The organism is Burkholderia sp. IO2 (genome assembly GCF_029522185.1).
GTDB classification, from domain to species: domain Bacteria; phylum Pseudomonadota; class Gammaproteobacteria; order Burkholderiales; family Burkholderiaceae; genus Burkholderia; species Burkholderia cenocepacia.
Genome location: NZ_JAKWFH010000056.1, coordinates 1 through 14,898, shown reverse-complemented (window position 1 = coordinate 14,898; position 14,898 = coordinate 1). Strand labels below are relative to the sequence as shown.

Below are 14,898 nucleotides of genomic sequence, written 5' to 3'. Positions count from 1 at the left end.
ACTCCGTTGAAGAGAGTGGATGACTTCGATTCTAGAAACTTGCTTTCGCCGCAACCACGGCTAAACTGAAGTGAATCAGCCGATTCACCTTCGAAAGCAAAGCAATCATGCCGAAACGCCTTTCCCCGCCTGCCGTCGCGTCGCTCGACGCGACCGACCGCGCGATCGTCGCCGCGCTGGCCGACGACGCCCGCATCGCGACCAGCGAACTCGCCCGGCAGATCGGGTTGTCGGCGCCCGCGACCGCCGACCGCGTGCGGCGGCTCGAGGCGCAAGGCGTGATCGCCGCGTTCACCGTCGAGCTCGACCCGCGCGCGCTCGGCTACACGCTGCAGGCGATCGTCCGCGTGAAGCCGCTGCCGGGCCAGTTGCATCTGGTCGAGGAGTTGCTGCGGCGGATTCCCGAATTCGTCGAATGCGACAAGGTCACCGGCGACGACTGCTTCATCTGTCGGCTCTACCTGCGCACGATCGAGCATCTCGACGACATCCTGTCGAAGGTGACGGAGCGCGCGGAGACGAGCACCGCGATCGTGAAATCGACGCCCGTGCCGCGCCGCCTGCCGCCGCTCGCCGAAGACGAGCACGCGCACCGCTGAGCCGCGAGCGGCACGCCCCGCCGAGGCGCGGGCGACCCGCGCCGGCCGCCTGCACGCACCGTCACGCAGCCGCGTCGCGCGCGTCGAAGAATGCGAGCAGTTCGTCGATCAGCGCGGCCGGCGCCTCTTCGGGAATGTAGTGCCCGCAGTCGAGCGCACGGCCGCTGACGTCGCGCGCGACGCGCCGCCATTCGTCGAGCGGATCGAAGCAGCGGCCGACGATCCCGTGCTCGCCCCACAGCACGCGCAGCGGGCACGCGACCTTGTTGCCGCGTTCGAGATCCGCACGGTCGTGCTCGAGATCGATCGTCGCCGACGCGCGGTAGTCCTCGCACATCGCGTGCACGGCGCCCGGCTGCGCGAGCGCCGCCCGGTACGCGTCGAGCGCCTCCGGCGCGAACGGCGCCAGCCCGGCCGACCGGTTGCCCATCACGCGCTCGATGTACGCATCGGTGTGCGCGCCGACCAGCGTCTCGGGCAGCGGCGCCGGCTGGATCAGGAAGAACCAGTGGAAATACGCGGTCGCGAACGCGCGATCGGTTTTCTCGTACATCGCGAGCGTCGGCGCGATGTCGAGCAGCATCATCCGCTCGACGGCATCCGCGTGATCGAGCGCGAGCCGGTGCGCGACCCGCGCGCCGCGATCGTGCGCGCATACGTGGAAATGCTCGAAGCCGAAATGCCGCATCACGGCGACCTGGTCCGCCGCCATCGCGCGTTTCGAATACGGCGTGTGCCGCGCGTCGCTCGGCGGCCGGCCCGATGCGCCGTAGCCGCGCAGGTCGGTGGCGATCACCGTGAAGTGATCCGCGAGCGTCGCGGCAACACGATGCCAGATCATGTGGGTCTGCGGATGGCCGTGCAGCAACAGCAGCGGCGGCCCCGTGCCTCCTTTGACACCGAAAATGTCGGTGTCCTGCACCGTCACGCGAAACGGTGCAAACGCCTCAAACGACATGGTTTGTTTCTCGTTGGTTTGTTATGGCGGCTATTTTAGGAGCGCCGGCGCGTCTTCACAGCGGGGTAAGCACCCGAAACCATAGAAAGAGAACACTCACTCGATTGCCGGCACACCGCGCAGTTTGTTAAGCTCGCGTAGAATCGCACGACCGTTCGTATTAATATGAACGAACGCATTCCACAGCTACACTCGAATCACCGTCCGACCGCAACGCCCCCGGAGACTGGAGACATCACATGGCATTGCCCACCGTCCTGCAGAACCTGACGCTCCCCGTCATCGCGTCGCCGATGTTCATCGTCAGCTACCCCGAACTCGTGCTCGCGCAATGCAAGGCGGGCATCGTCGGCTCGTTCCCCGCGCTCAACGCGCGCCCGGCCGAACTGCTCGACGAGTGGCTCACGCAGATCCAGTCGGAACTCGCCGACCACAAGGCGAAACATCCCGATGCGGTGATCGGCCCGATCGCGGTCAACCAGATCGTCCACCAGTCGAACGCGCGGCTCGAACACGACGTGCGCGTGTGCGTCGAGCACAAGGTGCCGATCTTCATCACGAGCCTGCGCGCACCGGCGCGCGAGATCGTCGACGCGGTGCACAGCTACGGCGGCATCGTGCTGCACGACGTGATCAACCTGCGCCACGCGCAGAAGGCGCTCGAAGCGGGCGTCGACGGGCTGATCCTCGTCGCGGCCGGCGCCGGCGGCCACGCGGGCACGACGTCGCCGTTCGCGCTGGTCGGCGAAGTCCGCAAGATCTTCGACGGTCCGATCGTGCTGTCCGGCTCGATCGCGAACGGCGGCTCGATCCTCGCCGCGCAAGCGATGGGCGCCGACTTCGCGTACATGGGCACGCGTTTCATCGCGACGCAGGAAGCGCACGCGATCGACGACTACAAGCACGCGATCCTGAACGCGAAATCGTCGGACATCATCTACACGAACCTCTTCACGGGCGTGCACGGCAACTACATCCGCGAGAGCATCGAGAAGGCCGGCCTCGATCCGGACGCGCTGCCGGAATCCGACAAGACCAAGATGAATTTCGGCAGCGACAAAACGAAGGCGTGGAAGGACATCTGGGGTGCGGGCCAGGGCGTCGGCCTGATGGACGACCTGCCGAGCGTGGGTGCGCTCGTCGAGCGGCTCAAGCGCGAATACGACGACGCGAAGGCGCGGCTCGGCATCCCGCGCTGACGGAGGCGGCGGCCATCGCGGCCGCCATCGACGCGAAATCGTCGAGCCAAGCAAAAAGCGCGAACCGCAGCGGTTCGCGCTTTTTTTATTGCCCCGCCGCGGCGGACGATGCGGGTCAGACCGCGCGCTTCATCCGCGTGATCGGCAGCACGCGCAGACGCGCTTCGATGGACGGGCACAACGACTGCCCTTCGAAGCGCGCAGCCAGGAAGTCGACGAACGAGCGCACCTTCGCGGACACGTGACGACGGCTCGCGTACACCGCGTAGATCGGCGCCTCGTGCGGCGGCACCGAATCGAGCAGCACCGGCACGAGCCGACCCGACTCGATGTCGTCGCCGACCACTTCGGTGCCGAGCAGCGCGATGCCCGCGCCGGCGAGCACGGCCGCGCGCAGCCCTTCGAGATGGTTCACGATCAGGTTGCCGTTCAGGCTCACGCGCGACGCGGCGGCCGCGTCGATCACCAGCGAATCGAGCATCGTCGAATTCGAATCGCGCCGCAGGTAGTTGTGGTTCGCGAGATCGGCGATCGTCTGCGGCGTGCCACGCTTCTCGAGATACTCGGGCGACGCGACCAGCAGGATGTGCGCGGTCGCGATCTGGCGCGCGACCAGCGACGACGATTTCAGGCCGTTCGGCGCCGCGCGCACCGCGACGTCGTAGCCTTCCTCGATCAGGTCGACCACGCGATCGGAGAGCGTCATGTCGACCGTCACGTCCGGGAACCGACCCGCGTAATCGGTGACGGCCTGCATCACGTGCCGCAGCCCGAACGCGGACAGCGACGTCACGCGCAGCCGGCCCTGCGGCACCACGCTCGCGGCGCCGACGGCCTGACCGGCTTCGTCGAGTTCGGACAGCGCCTGCACGAGGCGCTCATAGTATTCACGTCCGGCCTCGGTGGGCGCGACGCGTCGTGTCGTGCGATGCAGCAGCCGCGCGCCGAGCTGCTGCTCGAGGTGCATCACGTGCTTGCTCGCCATCGCCGCCGACATCTGCATGCGCTCCGCCGCGCCGACGAAGCTGCCCACTTCGACGACGTAGCGAAACACATTCATGCTGACGAGGGTATCCATCGAACTAGCTCGCAATCCCGGGGGAATCAACCAATTACGAGATAGGGTAACAAAGGCGAGGAAACAGAAAGGTCAAGAAAGGCAAAACGGCGCCGCGGGTGGCGGCGCCGTTTCGGGCGGGAAAACATGCAGCCAAAACGCGCGATTGACGCGCGCGGCCGGCGCGCCGATCGCGCGTGCGCGTCAGAACTTCGCGCGGATGCCTGCGCCGAACGTGTTGCCGGTCGACAGGCCGCTGATGTGGTCGTTCATGTAGGCCGCGTAGACGTCGGTGCGCTTGGACAGCGGATAGTCGTAGCCGACGGCCCAGGTCTGGCGCGTCTGGTCGAGGCCGCCCGCGTCGCGCGAGTACGCATACGACGCCATCGCGTTGCCCACGCCGAGCGGCACCGACACGCCGCCCTGCGCGGTGTTCACGTGCCAGCTGCCCGCGACCTGGTCGTTCTTCGTGTACATGTACTGGCCGAACAGCTTCACGAGCTTCAGGTCGTAGGTCGCGCCGACCAGCGCGATGCCCTGGCTCTTCATGCCGGTCACGAGCGCGCTCAGATCCTGCGGGCCGTTGTTGAAGTTCACGTACTGATAGACGGCGGTCGCCGCGAACGGGCCGTTCGCATAGTTGAACTGCGCGCTCCACTTCTTCGAACGGTTGTCGCCGGCCTGGTTGCCGAGTGCGTACATCGCGCCGAAATTCAGGCCACCGAACGAAGGCGACGTGTACGACAGCGCGTTGTTCCAGCCCGAATCGCCGACCGCGCCCTGGTCGCTCGGATAGGTCGGGAACGTGCCGAGGCCGAGGAACACGTGGTACACCATCGGCGAGAAGGTGTACGAGTCGTAGAACGGGTTGAACAGGATCGTCGACAGGAACAGGTGCGTCGTCAGGCGGCCTGCCGTCACCGTGCCGTACGGCGAGCTGATGCCGACGTACGCGTTGCGCGCGAAGAACGTGTCGCCCTGGAAGCGGCCGTACTGACCGTTCTGCGCGCGGAAGAAGCTCTCCATCGTGAAGATCGCCTTGTAGCCGCCGCCGAGGTCCTCCGCGCCGTGCAGGCCCCAGTACGACGTCGACATGCCGCCGCCCGACACGTTCCACGCCCGATTGCCGCCCGGGAACTTGGTGGCGCCGACCCATTCGTCGACCTGACCGTAGAGCGAGACGCTCGACTGCGCATGGACGGGTGCGGCGGCCGCCACGCAGGCGGCTGCGGCGATCAGCTTGACGGACGTGCGCGACGCACGGCGAGCGAATGCTTTCATGGGATCTCCAGGTTTTGTCGAATAGTCGATAAGTGGCGCGAGCGTTGTTTTTTGGAGCCGAGTGCTTGCGTCGTATGGGGCGCAGCCATCTTTACGGATCATTCGTCCGGTCAAAATTGCGCACACTTATTGCTGGTATAGCGCCAGCCTTAACTTCGCGGAACGTATCCATGGCCGGATGCACGGCGGCGGCCCGGCGCGAACGCGGTCGCACGGGCGGGCGGCGGCGTGGCATGCGCGTGCCGGGCGCGAAAGATAGCGCAATGCGGCGGGAAAATCAGCGGAAATCTGCGCGCGACTGTGGCGAATTCGCATCAGCCGGCGAGGGGACGCGCGCCGGGGCGCTCAGTTTCGGTAGAACGGGGAGAAAAACGGCGAGTGCGCAGGCTCTTCCTGCGAGCGGGGCGGCGGCATCGGACGACCGCCGCGCTCCTCGTTGTAGCGGGCGACGTCGGCGCGGATCGAACCGGCGCGCAACGGGACGTTGCCGCCGCCCGGCGGGCGCGGCATCTGGCGGACGTCGGCGCTGATCGGCCGATACGGGCTTTGCGCGGCGTAATGGCCGTACGACGGCGTCGGGCGCAGCCCCCAGCGGGAGCCGGAGCCGCTGACGCCGCCGGGACGTACGCCGGCAGGCGGCGCGGCGCGGCGCCAGACGGGACCGCCGGCGGCCGCCTGGCCGTACGCGCGCATGTCGCCGCCACCGAAGCCGTGGCCGCCGAACCCGTGACCGCCATGGGGCGGCTGGGCGAGCGCGAGCGGCATCAGCAGCGTGCCGAGCACGCCTGCCACCCATCGTCCGATCTTCCGTTTCACCCGTTCCGTCATCGTTCCGTGCCCATCGACGCCCGCCGTCGGCTCCTTTCGGCCGACCCAAGGCTTTCAGCAGTAATTTATGAGCGGGCGGAAAGTGTGTCGAGCCAAAAAGTGTTATGTCGCCGGCATCGGTGTAACACCATGTTACTGCTAGGTTTTTTCACTTCGGGGCGCGATCGCGGCAGAACATTCTTCTGCTGTTTTGCGGGGGGCCGGACAGGTGTGGCGGACGCCATTGCATGCAACGGATTCATCAATCGATTCGCACAATGAATTTGTGTAGTGAATCGCCAACCGCGACAATGACGCCATCCGCGCGCGCGACGCGCGCCTTTGCCGCCCGTGCTGTTTCCGAATCGAGTTCCCGATGGCCCGTCCCCGTTTTCTTCCCGACAACTTCACGCTCGCGCTGGTCGGCACCGTCGTGCTCGCGAGCCTGCTGCCCTGCCGCGGCCCGGCCGCCCATGCGTTCAACTGGGCGACCAACATCGCGGTCGGCCTGCTGTTTTTCCTGCACGGCGCGAAACTGTCGCGCGAAGCCGTCGTCGCCGGCGCGACCCACTGGCGGCTGCACGCGGTCGTGCTGCTCAGCACGTTCGCGCTGTTCCCGCTGCTCGGCCTCGCGCTGAAGCCCGTGCTGCAGCCGCTCGTCACGCCGACGCTGTATGCGGGCGTGCTGTTCCTGTGCACGCTGCCGTCGACGGTCCAGTCGTCGATCGCGTTCACGTCGATCGCGAAGGGCAACGTGCCGGCCGCCGTGTGTGCGGCATCCGCGTCGAGCCTGCTCGGGATCTTCGTCACGCCGGCGCTCGTCGGGCTGATGATCACGTCGCAATCGGCCGCCGCCGCGTCGCCGTGGAGCACCGTCGGCAGCATCGTGATGCAGCTGCTCGTGCCGTTCATCGCCGGCCAGTTGCTGCGGCCCGTGATCGGCGGCTGGATCGACCGCAATCGCGGCGTGCTGCGCTTCGTCGACCAGGGTTCGATCCTGCTGGTCGTCTACGTCGCGTTCAGCGAGGCCGTCAACGAGGGGCTGTGGCACCAGATTCCGCCGCGCGCGCTCGGCGGGCTGCTGGCCGTCAACCTCGTGCTGCTCGCGATCGCGCTGCTGCTGACCGCGTTCGTCAGCAAGCGGCTCGGCTTCAACCGCGCCGACCAGATCACGATCATCTTCTGCGGCTCGAAGAAGAGCCTCGCGGCCGGCGTGCCGATGGCGAAGGTGATCTTCTCGGCGAACGCGGTCGGCGCGATCGTGCTGCCGCTGATGCTGTTCCATCAGATCCAGCTGATGGCGTGCGCGGCGCTCGCGCAGCGCTGGGGCGCGCGCGACACGAGCGGCGAGCAGGACGAGGGTGATGCGACGGCCACGTCGGGCGCGTTGAGTACCGGCAAGCGCTGACGTGTCTCCGGGGGGCCGGATGGCCGCCGCTGGCGGCCTCCTGCCTTCCGCCCCTTCCAGCCACACCCCAACGCGCTCGCGACGCGATGCACCAACAACGCCCATCGCGTCACGAAATCTTCATTCAATTCTCCGCGAGCGGTGCCGTTAAGTCGGGCGTCCCGTCGATTCGGCTGCCCTCGCCCATGCCCGCGCTTCCCTCCGATTCCGCTGTCGCCCGCACCACGCGCCTGATCGCGGATCGCGCGCTCGCCGCCGTGTTCCAGCCGATCGTCGACCTCGGGTCGGGGACGGTCGTCGGTTACGAGGGGCTGATCCGCGGCCCGCGCGGCACCGACCTCGAACCACCCGCCGCGCTGTTCGCGCAGGCCGCGCGCGAAGGCGAAACCATCGCGCTCGAACGGGCCGCCGCGCTCACGTGCCTCGACGCGTTCGCGGCGCTCGGCTGCGACGGCAAGCTGTTCCTCAATTTCAGCGCGGGCACGATCCTCACGCTCGCCAGCGAACGCGAGCGCACCCGCCAGTTTCTCGGCCGTGCGCGCGTCGGCGCCGAGCGCATCGTGATCGAGCTCACCGAGCAGAACGCGATTCCCGACGTCGCGCACATCGGGCCGGCGGTCGCGTCGCTGCGCGACGCCGGCATCCAGTTCGCGCTCGACGACTACGGCACCGCGAACGCGAGCATGAACCTGTGGCTGCGCCTGCATCCGGACGTCGTGAAGATCGACCGTTTCTTCATCCACGACATCGCGCGCGACCCGCTCAAGTTCGAAGCGGTGAAGGCGATGCAGCACTTCGCGCAGGCGAGCGGCGCGCAACTGATCGCGGAAGGCATCGAGAACGAATGCGACCTGATCGTCGTGCGCGACATGGGCATCTGCTGCGTGCAGGGCTTCCTGCTCGGCCGGCCGAACGCGCAGCCGTCGCGGGTGGTCGCGCCGGCCGCGCGCGACGCGATCCGCGCGCCGCACATCGCGGTGTTTCCCGGCGTGACGCGCGCGGTGCGGCCGGCCGGCACGATCGCCGGGAAGATGCTCGTACCCGCCCCGGCGCTGCCGCGCGACGCGACCAGCAACGACGTGCTCGAGCTGTTCAACCGGATGCCCGACCTGCACGCGGTCGCGCTCGTCGAGCGCGGGCGGCCCGTCGCGCTCGTGAATCGCCGCGGCTTCATCGACCGCTTCGCGCTGCCGTATCACCGCGAGGTGTTCGGCAAGAAGCCGTGCCTGCAGTTCGCGAACGATGCGCCGCTGATGATCGACGTCGCGACGACCTTCGAGCAGCTCGCGATGCTGCTCGCGAGCCACGACCAGCGCTATCTCGCGGACGGCTTCGTGATCACCGACCACGGCCGCTATGTCGGGCTCGGCACCGGCGAGAGCCTCGTGCGCGCGGTGACCGAGATGCGCATCGAGGCCGCGCGCTACGCGAATCCGCTGACGTTCCTGCCCGGCAACATCCCGATCAGCGCGCACATCGACCGCCTGCTCCAGCGCGACGCCGGCTTTCATGCGTGCTACGTCGACCTGAACCAGTTCAAGCCGTTCAACGACCAGTACGGCTACTGGCAGGGCGACGAAGTGCTGAAATTCGCCGCGACGGTGCTGGCCGGCGTGTGCGACCCGCAGCGCGACTTTCTCGGCCACGTCGGCGGCGACGATTTCCTCGTGCTGTTCCAGCGCGACGACTGGCGCGAGCGCGCCGCCGACGCGATCGCGCGCTTCAACGACGGCGCGCAGCTCTTCTACACGCAGGCCGACCGGCAGGCGGGCGGGCTGCGCGGCGAGGATCGCCACGGCAACCCGGCGTTCTTCGGCTTCGTGACGATGGCGATCGGCGCGGTCGGCGTGCCGGCCGGCGCGCACGGCGCCAAACGCTACGGCAGCGACGAGATCGCGTCGGTCGCGGCGCTCGCGAAGCGGCGGGCGAAGCAGCAGCCGGACGGGCTCGCGGTCGTCGATCTCGATGCCGGCCGCGCCGCGCTGCGCCATCGCGGCGAACCGCCGGCCGTGGCGGTGGCGGCAGGCTGAACCGCGCGCTGCCGCGGACGCACGGAACAGCTAGACGCCTGCGCACCGTGCGAGGAAACCGATGCCGGTGCGACGCAAGGTTCGGCGGTTGCGCCGCCGGCCCTCATCGTCGCGCGCGAAGTCCACGGGGCAGCACGCCTTCATGCGCGCCGCCGGCCCGCGCTCCTTCCGCTGTTTCCCGCGGCACCGTCGATGCCGCCCGATACCCGCACACGCACCTTGCCTTTTTCGCGTTTTGTTTAGTATTTTTAGTAACGGCGTTTTCGCAGATTAGCGCTTAAAAACCCGTTATTTTCGGGTATTCCCCGGTTATCCGGCCCGAATTCGGCGATGTGTTTTACTATACAATCGCTTTCACCCTAAACAAACCGGACCCCGAACGATGGGTACGACCATTCGCGATGTGGCGCGGGCGGCAGAGGTCTCGATCGGCACCGTCTCCCGCGCGCTGAAAAACCAGCCGGGCCTGTCCGAAGCGACGCGTGCGCGCATCGTCGAGATCGCGCAGCAGCTCGGCTACGATCCCGCGCAGTTGCGGCCGCGCATCCGCCGGCTCACCTTCCTGCTGCACCGCCAGCACAACCGCTTTCCGGCCAGCCCGTTCTTCTCGCACGTGCTGCACGGCGTCGAGGACGCCTGCCGCGAGCGCGGCATCGTGCCGACGCTGCTCACGGTCGGCCCGAACGACGACGTGCTGCGCCAGATGCGTCCGCACGCGCCCGACGCGATCGCGGTGGCCGGCTTCATCGAGCCCGAGACGATCGAGGCGCTCGCCGCCACCGGCCGGCCGCTCGTGCTGATCGACCTGTGGGCGCCCGGGTTGCGCTCGGTCAACATCGACAACGCGACGGGCGCGGCGCTCGCGATGCGCCACCTGCTCGCCACCGGCCGCTCGCGGATCGCCTTCATCGGCGGCTCGCCCGCGCACTACAGCATCGCGCAGCGCGCGATCGGCTACCGGCGCGCGTTCTTCGAAGCCGGGCGGCTGTTCGATCCCGCCTACGAAGTGACGATCGACGCGGGGCTCGACCCGGACACGGGCGCCGCGCGCGCGATGGAGCAACTGCTCGACGCGCCGGGCCCGCGCCCCGAAGCCGTGTTCGCGTACAACGACGCGGCCGCGCTGGCCGCGCAGCGCGTGTGCACCGCGCGCGGCCTGCGGATTCCGGACGACATCGCGATCGTCGGCTTCGACAACATCCCGGCCGCCGCGCACGCGAGCCCGCCGCTCACGACGCTCGCGGTCGACAAGGAAGCGCTCGGCCGCCGCGGCGTCGAGCTGCTGCTCGCCGAAGCGCCCGAGCGCACCGAGATTTCCCTGCCCGTCGAGCTGATCGTGCGGGCCAGCAGCCAGCCCGCCGGCTCCCCGGCACTCGATACCGTAACGGCCACCGAATCATGAACATGCCTCCGGTCCAACCCTGCACGGCCGCGCCGGCCGCCCACACGCAAGCCGCACCGTTCGTCGCGAGCTTTCGCGATCCGTCGTTCCTGCTGTCGCACATCGAAGACACGCTGCGCTTCTACGCGACCCACGCCTTCGACCCGACGGGCGGCTTCTACCATTACTTCCGCGACGACGGCAGCATCTACAACCGCACGTCGCGCCACCTCGTCAGCAGCTGCCGGTTCGTCTTCAACTACGCGATGGCGTACCGCCATTTCGGCGATCCGCGTCACCTCGACTACGCGCGCCACGGGCTGCGCTTCCTGCGCGACGCGCACTGGGACGACACGCTGCAGGGCTACGACTGGGAACTCGACTGGCGCGACGGCGCGAAGCGCGCGACGCTCGACGGCACGCGCCACTGCTACGGGCTCGCGTTCGTGCTGCTCGCGGCCGCGCACGCGACGATGGCCGGCATCGACGAAGCGCGCCCGCTGATCGCCGCCACCTACGAACTCGCCGAGCACCGCTTCTGGGATGCGGCCGCGGGCCTGTATGCGGACGACGCGACGGCGAACTGGAACGTGTCGTCGTATCGCGGCCAGAACGCGAACATGCACATGACGGAAGCGCTGCTCGCCGCGTACGAGGCGACCGGCCACCTCACGTACCTCGATCGCGCGGAAAAGCTCGCCACCCACATCACGCAGCGCCAGGCCGCGCTGTCGGGCGGCCTCGTGTGGGAGCACTACCATGCGGACTGGTCGATCGACTGGGACTACAACAAGGAAGACAGCTCGAACATCTTCCGTCCGTGGGGCTTCCAGCCCGGACACCAGACCGAATGGGCGAAGCTGCTGCTGATCCTCGAGCGGCACCGCCCGCTCGACTGGCTCGCGCCGCGCGCGGCCGAGCTGTTCGACGCGGCGCTCACGCACGCGTGGGACGCCGATCACGGCGGCCTGTACTACGGCTTCGGCCCCGACTTCACGATCTGCGACCACAACAAGTATTTCTGGGTGCAGGCGGAAACCTTCGCGGCGGCCGCGATGCTCGGCGCGCGCACCGGCAGCGAGCGCTTCTGGGACTGGTACGACGAGATCTGGCGCTACAGCTGGGCGCATTTCGTCGATCACCGCTACGGCGCGTGGTATCGAATCCTCACCTGCGACAACCGCAAGTACAGCGACGAGAAAAGCCCGGCCGGCAAGACCGACTATCACACGATGGGCGCCTGCTACGACGTGCTCGCGACCCTCGCGCGCGCGCAACGCAGCGAGCCGACGCAATGAGCGGCGGCACGTTTCCGGCTTTCGTGTCGGCGGGCGACATCCTGACCGACATGGTGCGCGCGGGCGATGCGCAGTGGACGTCGGTGCCGGGCGGCGCCGGCTGGAACGTCGCGCGCGCGGTCGCGCGGCTCGGCGTGCCGAGCGCGCTCGCCGGCGCGATCGGCGAAGACTGCTTCTCCGACGTGCTGTGGCACACGAGCGAAGCGGCCGGGCTCGACCTGCGCTTCCTGCAGCGTGTCGCGCGGCCGCCGCTGCTCGCGATCGTCCACGAGACGCGCCCGCCCGCGTACTTCTTCATCGGCGAAGCGAGCGCCGACCTCGCATTCGATCCCGCCCGGCTGCCGGCCGGCTGGACCGAACACGTGAAATGGGCGCATTTCGGCTGCATCAGCCTCGTGCGCGAACCGCTCGCGGGCACGCTGGCCGCGCTCGCGGCCGACCTGCACGCGCGCGGCGTGAAGATCAGCTTCGATCCGAACTGCCGGAACCTGATGACGGCCGCGTACCGGCCGACGCTCGAGAAGATGGCCGCCCTCGCCGACCTGATCAAGGTGTCCGACGAGGACCTGCGGCACCTGTTCGGCGGCGACGGCCCCGACGCGATCGCGGCGGTGCGCGCGCTGAATCCGCGGGCGGCCGTGCTCGTCACGCGCGGCGCGCAGGCGGCGACGCTCTACGCGGACGGCGACGTGCACGAAGCCAGCCCGCCGCGCGTCGAGGTGGCCGACACGGTCGGCGCGGGCGACGCGTCGATCGGCGGGCTGCTGTTCAGCCTGATGGCCGCGCCGCAGCGCGGCTGGCGCGAGCATCTCGCGTTCGCGCTGGCGGCCGGCGCCGCCGCGTGCCGGCACACGGGCGCGCACGCGCCGACGCTCGACGAGGTCGTCGCGCTGCTCGAAGGTTGAAGGGACGTTGAAGGAACGGTGACCGGTCGCTGATCGGTCACCGATAAACCGCACTCACCATGCTGCGCCGCAGTGCTACGATGAAGCGTCCTATTGCGGGAGAGGCACGATGGACACGAACACGTTCACCAAAGGCATCTATACGGCCAAGGCGCATACGCACCGCGCGGACAACGGCGAGTTTCAGGGCTACGTGATCCTCGCGCGGGACGACGGCGACGAGACGGAGAACATGCGCTACGACGTTCACACGACGAGTTCGAGCGAGGAAGAAGCGTTCGAGGAAGCGAAGGCGCTCGCGCACCGGATTCTCGGCGAAATCGAACTGTAAGGCGCGAGCCGTCATGCGCGCGCCGCGGCCCGGCCGCGACGCGCCGCCTGCGGCTCAGAGCAGCCGCGCCACCATCGATACCAGCATCGTCAGCACCAGCGTCGACATGAACGGGAACGGGTAGCGCCGCCCGCCGAGCGTCAGCGTGACGTCGCCCGGCATCCGGCCGATGCCGAGCTTGCCGAGCCACGGCCAGCAGCGCGTCAGGATCATCACCGCGACAAACGACGCCATCAGCCAGCGCAACATGAGGGATGCCTCGTCAGAGCGCGTGCGAGCGGTCGCCGCGCGCGAACGCGTCGAGCGTGCCGTCGATCCCGCGCGAAAACGCGATCACCTTGAACAACTCGCCCATCTCGGCTTCCGAGATCAGCTTCTGCACCGCGTTCGCGGCCGGCAGGAAGGCGTGGATGTCGGACGGATCGATCGCGGCCAGCGCGTCGGTGATGCCCGCGTTCAACAGGAAGCGCGCCTGAGACGTATAGCCGAGCAGCTCGGCGCCGGTGGCGATCGCGGCCTCGTAGATGCCGGTGAATTCGACGTGCGCGGTGATGTCCTGCAGGCCCGGGTACACGAACGGGTCGTCGTGCGCGTGATGGCGGTAGTGGCACATCAGCGTGCCGCGGTCGCGCTGCGGGTGGTAGTACTCGTGCGCGGGGAAACCGTAGTCGACCAGCAGCACCGCGCCGCGGCCGAGCATCGTGCAGACGGTGCGCGTGAACGCGAGCGCCGCCTCGTGCGTTTCGGTCACGTAGCCGTCGCCGACGTCGAGCGCCGCGAGCACCGCCGGCAGGCCGGCCGCGCCGACCGGCCGGTCGTCGAACACGAACGCGTGCCGCGCGTCGAGCGCGACGCCGCGCTCGCGCCATGCGCCATCCGCCTTCGCGAACAGCCGCACCGGCATCGCATCGAGCACCTCGTTGCCGACCACGACGCCGTCGAACCGCTCGGGCAGCGCGTCGAGCCAGCGCACCTTGGCGGCCAGCGCCGGCACCGCGGCTTCGATCGTGTCGCGCTGCCGTTCGCGCAGCTCGCCGGACAGGTCGACGATCAGGTATTCGTCGAGCTCGACGCACGGCGCGTCGAGCGCCGCGAGCAGCCCGGCCGCGAGCTTGCCCGTGCCGGCGCCGAATTCCATCACGCGGCGCGTGCCGCTCGCCGCGAGCGCCTCGGCCACCGGTTGCGCGAGCGTCTGCGCGAACAGCGGCGACAGTTCGGGGGCGGTGACGAAGTCGCTGCCGTCGTCGGCGCGGCGCCCGAACTTGCGCGCGCCGCCGCTGTAGTAACCGAGGCCCGGCGCATACAGCGCGCGCTCCATGAAACGGTCGAACGGCAGCCAGCCGCCGGCCGCCGCGATCGCGTCGCGCAGTTGCGCGGCAAGGGTTTCGGACTGCGCGAGCGCGTCAGGGCCGGGAGCAGGTAAACTAGCGGGTTCGTGAGCTTTCGGGTTCATCCCGGCATTGTAAATGACCGTTTCAGCCGATACGTCGACCCCACGCGTGGTGCTCGTCACGGGCGCCCTGGGCAGCGCGGCCGACGCCGCGTCGATCGGCCGTGCGCTCGCGACGGGCTTCGCCCGCCGCGGCTGGGACGTCGCGCTGCAGCGCAGCCACGGCGCGCCGCGCGCGGCCGCCGACGCGCTCG

Annotated in this window: 14 protein-coding genes and 1 pseudogene; 9 read left to right on the top strand and 6 right to left on the bottom strand. The window is 68.8% G+C overall.

Going from position 1 to position 14,898, the window contains the following annotated elements:
* Window positions 1–107: 107 nt before the first annotated feature.
* Window positions 108–599, top strand: coding sequence for an Lrp/AsnC family transcriptional regulator (locus MMB92_RS28270; protein WP_006488649.1), 492 nt, complete (start codon window positions 108–110; stop codon window positions 597–599).
* A 61-nt stretch (window positions 600–660) separates the two neighbouring features.
* Here MMB92_RS28270 and MMB92_RS28265 read toward each other — a convergent pair whose 3' ends face one another.
* Window positions 661–1,557 carry an alpha/beta hydrolase gene (locus MMB92_RS28265; protein ID WP_058901866.1) on the bottom strand — a complete coding sequence of 299 codons (897 nt, stop codon included), beginning with the start codon at window positions 1,555–1,557 and terminating at the stop codon, window positions 661–663.
* A gap of 239 nt (window positions 1,558–1,796) precedes the next feature.
* On the opposite strand from MMB92_RS28265, the gene MMB92_RS28260 reads away from it, so the two are divergent.
* Window positions 1,797–2,756, top strand: coding sequence for a nitronate monooxygenase family protein (locus MMB92_RS28260; RefSeq protein ID WP_006488640.1), 960 nt, complete (start codon window positions 1,797–1,799; stop codon window positions 2,754–2,756).
* 115 nt (window positions 2,757–2,871) lie between these two features.
* Here MMB92_RS28260 and MMB92_RS28255 read toward each other — a convergent pair whose 3' ends face one another.
* From MMB92_RS28255 to MMB92_RS28245, 3 genes are all read right to left on the bottom strand, one after another.
* Window positions 2,872–3,834, bottom strand: coding sequence for a LysR family transcriptional regulator (locus tag MMB92_RS28255; RefSeq protein ID WP_006488650.1), 963 nt, complete (start codon window positions 3,832–3,834; stop codon window positions 2,872–2,874).
* Window positions 3,835–4,017: 183 nt separating this feature from the next.
* A complete protein-coding gene (locus MMB92_RS28250; RefSeq protein WP_006488646.1) occupies window positions 4,018–5,094 on the bottom strand; it encodes a porin in 1,077 nt (358 codons plus the stop codon).
* Between the two features lie 345 nt (window positions 5,095–5,439).
* On the bottom strand, window positions 5,440–5,922 hold the full coding sequence (locus tag MMB92_RS28245) for a peptide-binding protein (protein WP_277563092.1): 483 nt from the start codon (window positions 5,920–5,922) through the stop codon (window positions 5,440–5,442).
* A 355-nt stretch (window positions 5,923–6,277) separates the two neighbouring features.
* Between MMB92_RS28245 and MMB92_RS28240 the strand changes: the two genes are divergently transcribed.
* The 6 genes from MMB92_RS28240 to MMB92_RS28215 all read left to right on the top strand — a co-directional run bounded on the left by MMB92_RS28240 (window position 6,278) and on the right by MMB92_RS28215 (window position 13,254).
* On the top strand, window positions 6,278–7,309 hold the full coding sequence (locus MMB92_RS28240) for a bile acid:sodium symporter family protein (protein WP_006482179.1): 1,032 nt from the start codon (window positions 6,278–6,280) through the stop codon (window positions 7,307–7,309).
* Between the two features lie 185 nt (window positions 7,310–7,494).
* Complete coding sequence (locus tag MMB92_RS28235) at window positions 7,495–9,339, top strand: phosphodiesterase (RefSeq protein ID WP_080322958.1); 1,845 nt, start codon at window positions 7,495–7,497, stop codon at window positions 9,337–9,339.
* Window positions 9,340–9,721: 382 nt separating this feature from the next.
* Window positions 9,722–10,741, top strand: coding sequence for a LacI family DNA-binding transcriptional regulator (locus tag MMB92_RS28230; RefSeq protein ID WP_006482178.1), 1,020 nt, complete (start codon window positions 9,722–9,724; stop codon window positions 10,739–10,741).
* A complete protein-coding gene (locus MMB92_RS28225; protein ID WP_034201266.1) occupies window positions 10,738–12,018 on the top strand; it encodes an AGE family epimerase/isomerase in 1,281 nt (426 codons plus the stop codon). The genes MMB92_RS28230 and MMB92_RS28225 overlap by 4 nt, the downstream gene beginning before the upstream one ends.
* The gene (locus tag MMB92_RS28220; protein WP_006495474.1) at window positions 12,015–12,923 is read left to right on the top strand and encodes a carbohydrate kinase; all 909 of its coding nucleotides are present in this window, start codon (window positions 12,015–12,017) and stop codon (window positions 12,921–12,923) included. The genes MMB92_RS28225 and MMB92_RS28220 overlap by 4 nt, the downstream gene beginning before the upstream one ends.
* A gap of 109 nt (window positions 12,924–13,032) precedes the next feature.
* Window positions 13,033–13,254, top strand: a complete 222-nt coding sequence (locus MMB92_RS28215) for a hypothetical protein (RefSeq protein WP_006484657.1) — start codon at window positions 13,033–13,035, stop codon at window positions 13,252–13,254.
* 54 nt (window positions 13,255–13,308) lie between these two features.
* Here the strand turns inward: MMB92_RS28215 and MMB92_RS28210 are convergent, their stop codons facing one another.
* Together MMB92_RS28210 and MMB92_RS28205 are read right to left on the bottom strand one after the other, a co-directional pair.
* A complete protein-coding gene (locus MMB92_RS28210; protein ID WP_006484654.1) occupies window positions 13,309–13,503 on the bottom strand; it encodes a DUF2905 domain-containing protein in 195 nt (64 codons plus the stop codon).
* A gap of 13 nt (window positions 13,504–13,516) precedes the next feature.
* Window positions 13,517–14,707 (bottom strand): SAM-dependent methyltransferase, encoded by a 1,191-nt coding sequence (locus tag MMB92_RS28205; RefSeq protein WP_277563091.1) that lies wholly within the window; start codon window positions 14,705–14,707, stop codon window positions 13,517–13,519.
* Window positions 14,708–14,720: 13 nt separating this feature from the next.
* Between MMB92_RS28205 and MMB92_RS28200 the strand changes: the two are divergent.
* Window positions 14,721–14,898 (top strand): annotated as a pseudogene (locus tag MMB92_RS28200) (short-chain dehydrogenase); the annotation flags it as partial.

Coding starts and splice junctions, on each gene's coding strand:
- MMB92_RS28270 (WP_006488649.1), top strand. CDS start 108: ATGCCGAAACGCCTTTCCCCGCCTGCCGTCGCGTCGCTCGACGCGACC.
- MMB92_RS28265 (WP_058901866.1), bottom strand. CDS start 1,557: ATGTCGTTTGAGGCGTTTGCACCGTTTCGCGTGACGGTGCAGGACACC.
- MMB92_RS28260 (WP_006488640.1), top strand. CDS start 1,797: ATGGCATTGCCCACCGTCCTGCAGAACCTGACGCTCCCCGTCATCGCG.
- MMB92_RS28255 (WP_006488650.1), bottom strand. CDS start 3,834: ATGGATACCCTCGTCAGCATGAATGTGTTTCGCTACGTCGTCGAAGTG.
- MMB92_RS28250 (WP_006488646.1), bottom strand. CDS start 5,094: ATGAAAGCATTCGCTCGCCGTGCGTCGCGCACGTCCGTCAAGCTGATC.
- MMB92_RS28245 (WP_277563092.1), bottom strand. CDS start 5,922: ATGACGGAACGGGTGAAACGGAAGATCGGACGATGGGTGGCAGGCGTG.
- MMB92_RS28240 (WP_006482179.1), top strand. CDS start 6,278: ATGGCCCGTCCCCGTTTTCTTCCCGACAACTTCACGCTCGCGCTGGTC.
- MMB92_RS28235 (WP_080322958.1), top strand. CDS start 7,495: ATGCCCGCGCTTCCCTCCGATTCCGCTGTCGCCCGCACCACGCGCCTG.
- MMB92_RS28230 (WP_006482178.1), top strand. CDS start 9,722: ATGGGTACGACCATTCGCGATGTGGCGCGGGCGGCAGAGGTCTCGATC.
- MMB92_RS28225 (WP_034201266.1), top strand. CDS start 10,738: ATGAACATGCCTCCGGTCCAACCCTGCACGGCCGCGCCGGCCGCCCAC.
- MMB92_RS28220 (WP_006495474.1), top strand. CDS start 12,015: ATGAGCGGCGGCACGTTTCCGGCTTTCGTGTCGGCGGGCGACATCCTG.
- MMB92_RS28215 (WP_006484657.1), top strand. CDS start 13,033: ATGGACACGAACACGTTCACCAAAGGCATCTATACGGCCAAGGCGCAT.
- MMB92_RS28210 (WP_006484654.1), bottom strand. CDS start 13,503: ATGTTGCGCTGGCTGATGGCGTCGTTTGTCGCGGTGATGATCCTGACG.
- MMB92_RS28205 (WP_277563091.1), bottom strand. CDS start 14,707: ATGAACCCGAAAGCTCACGAACCCGCTAGTTTACCTGCTCCCGGCCCT.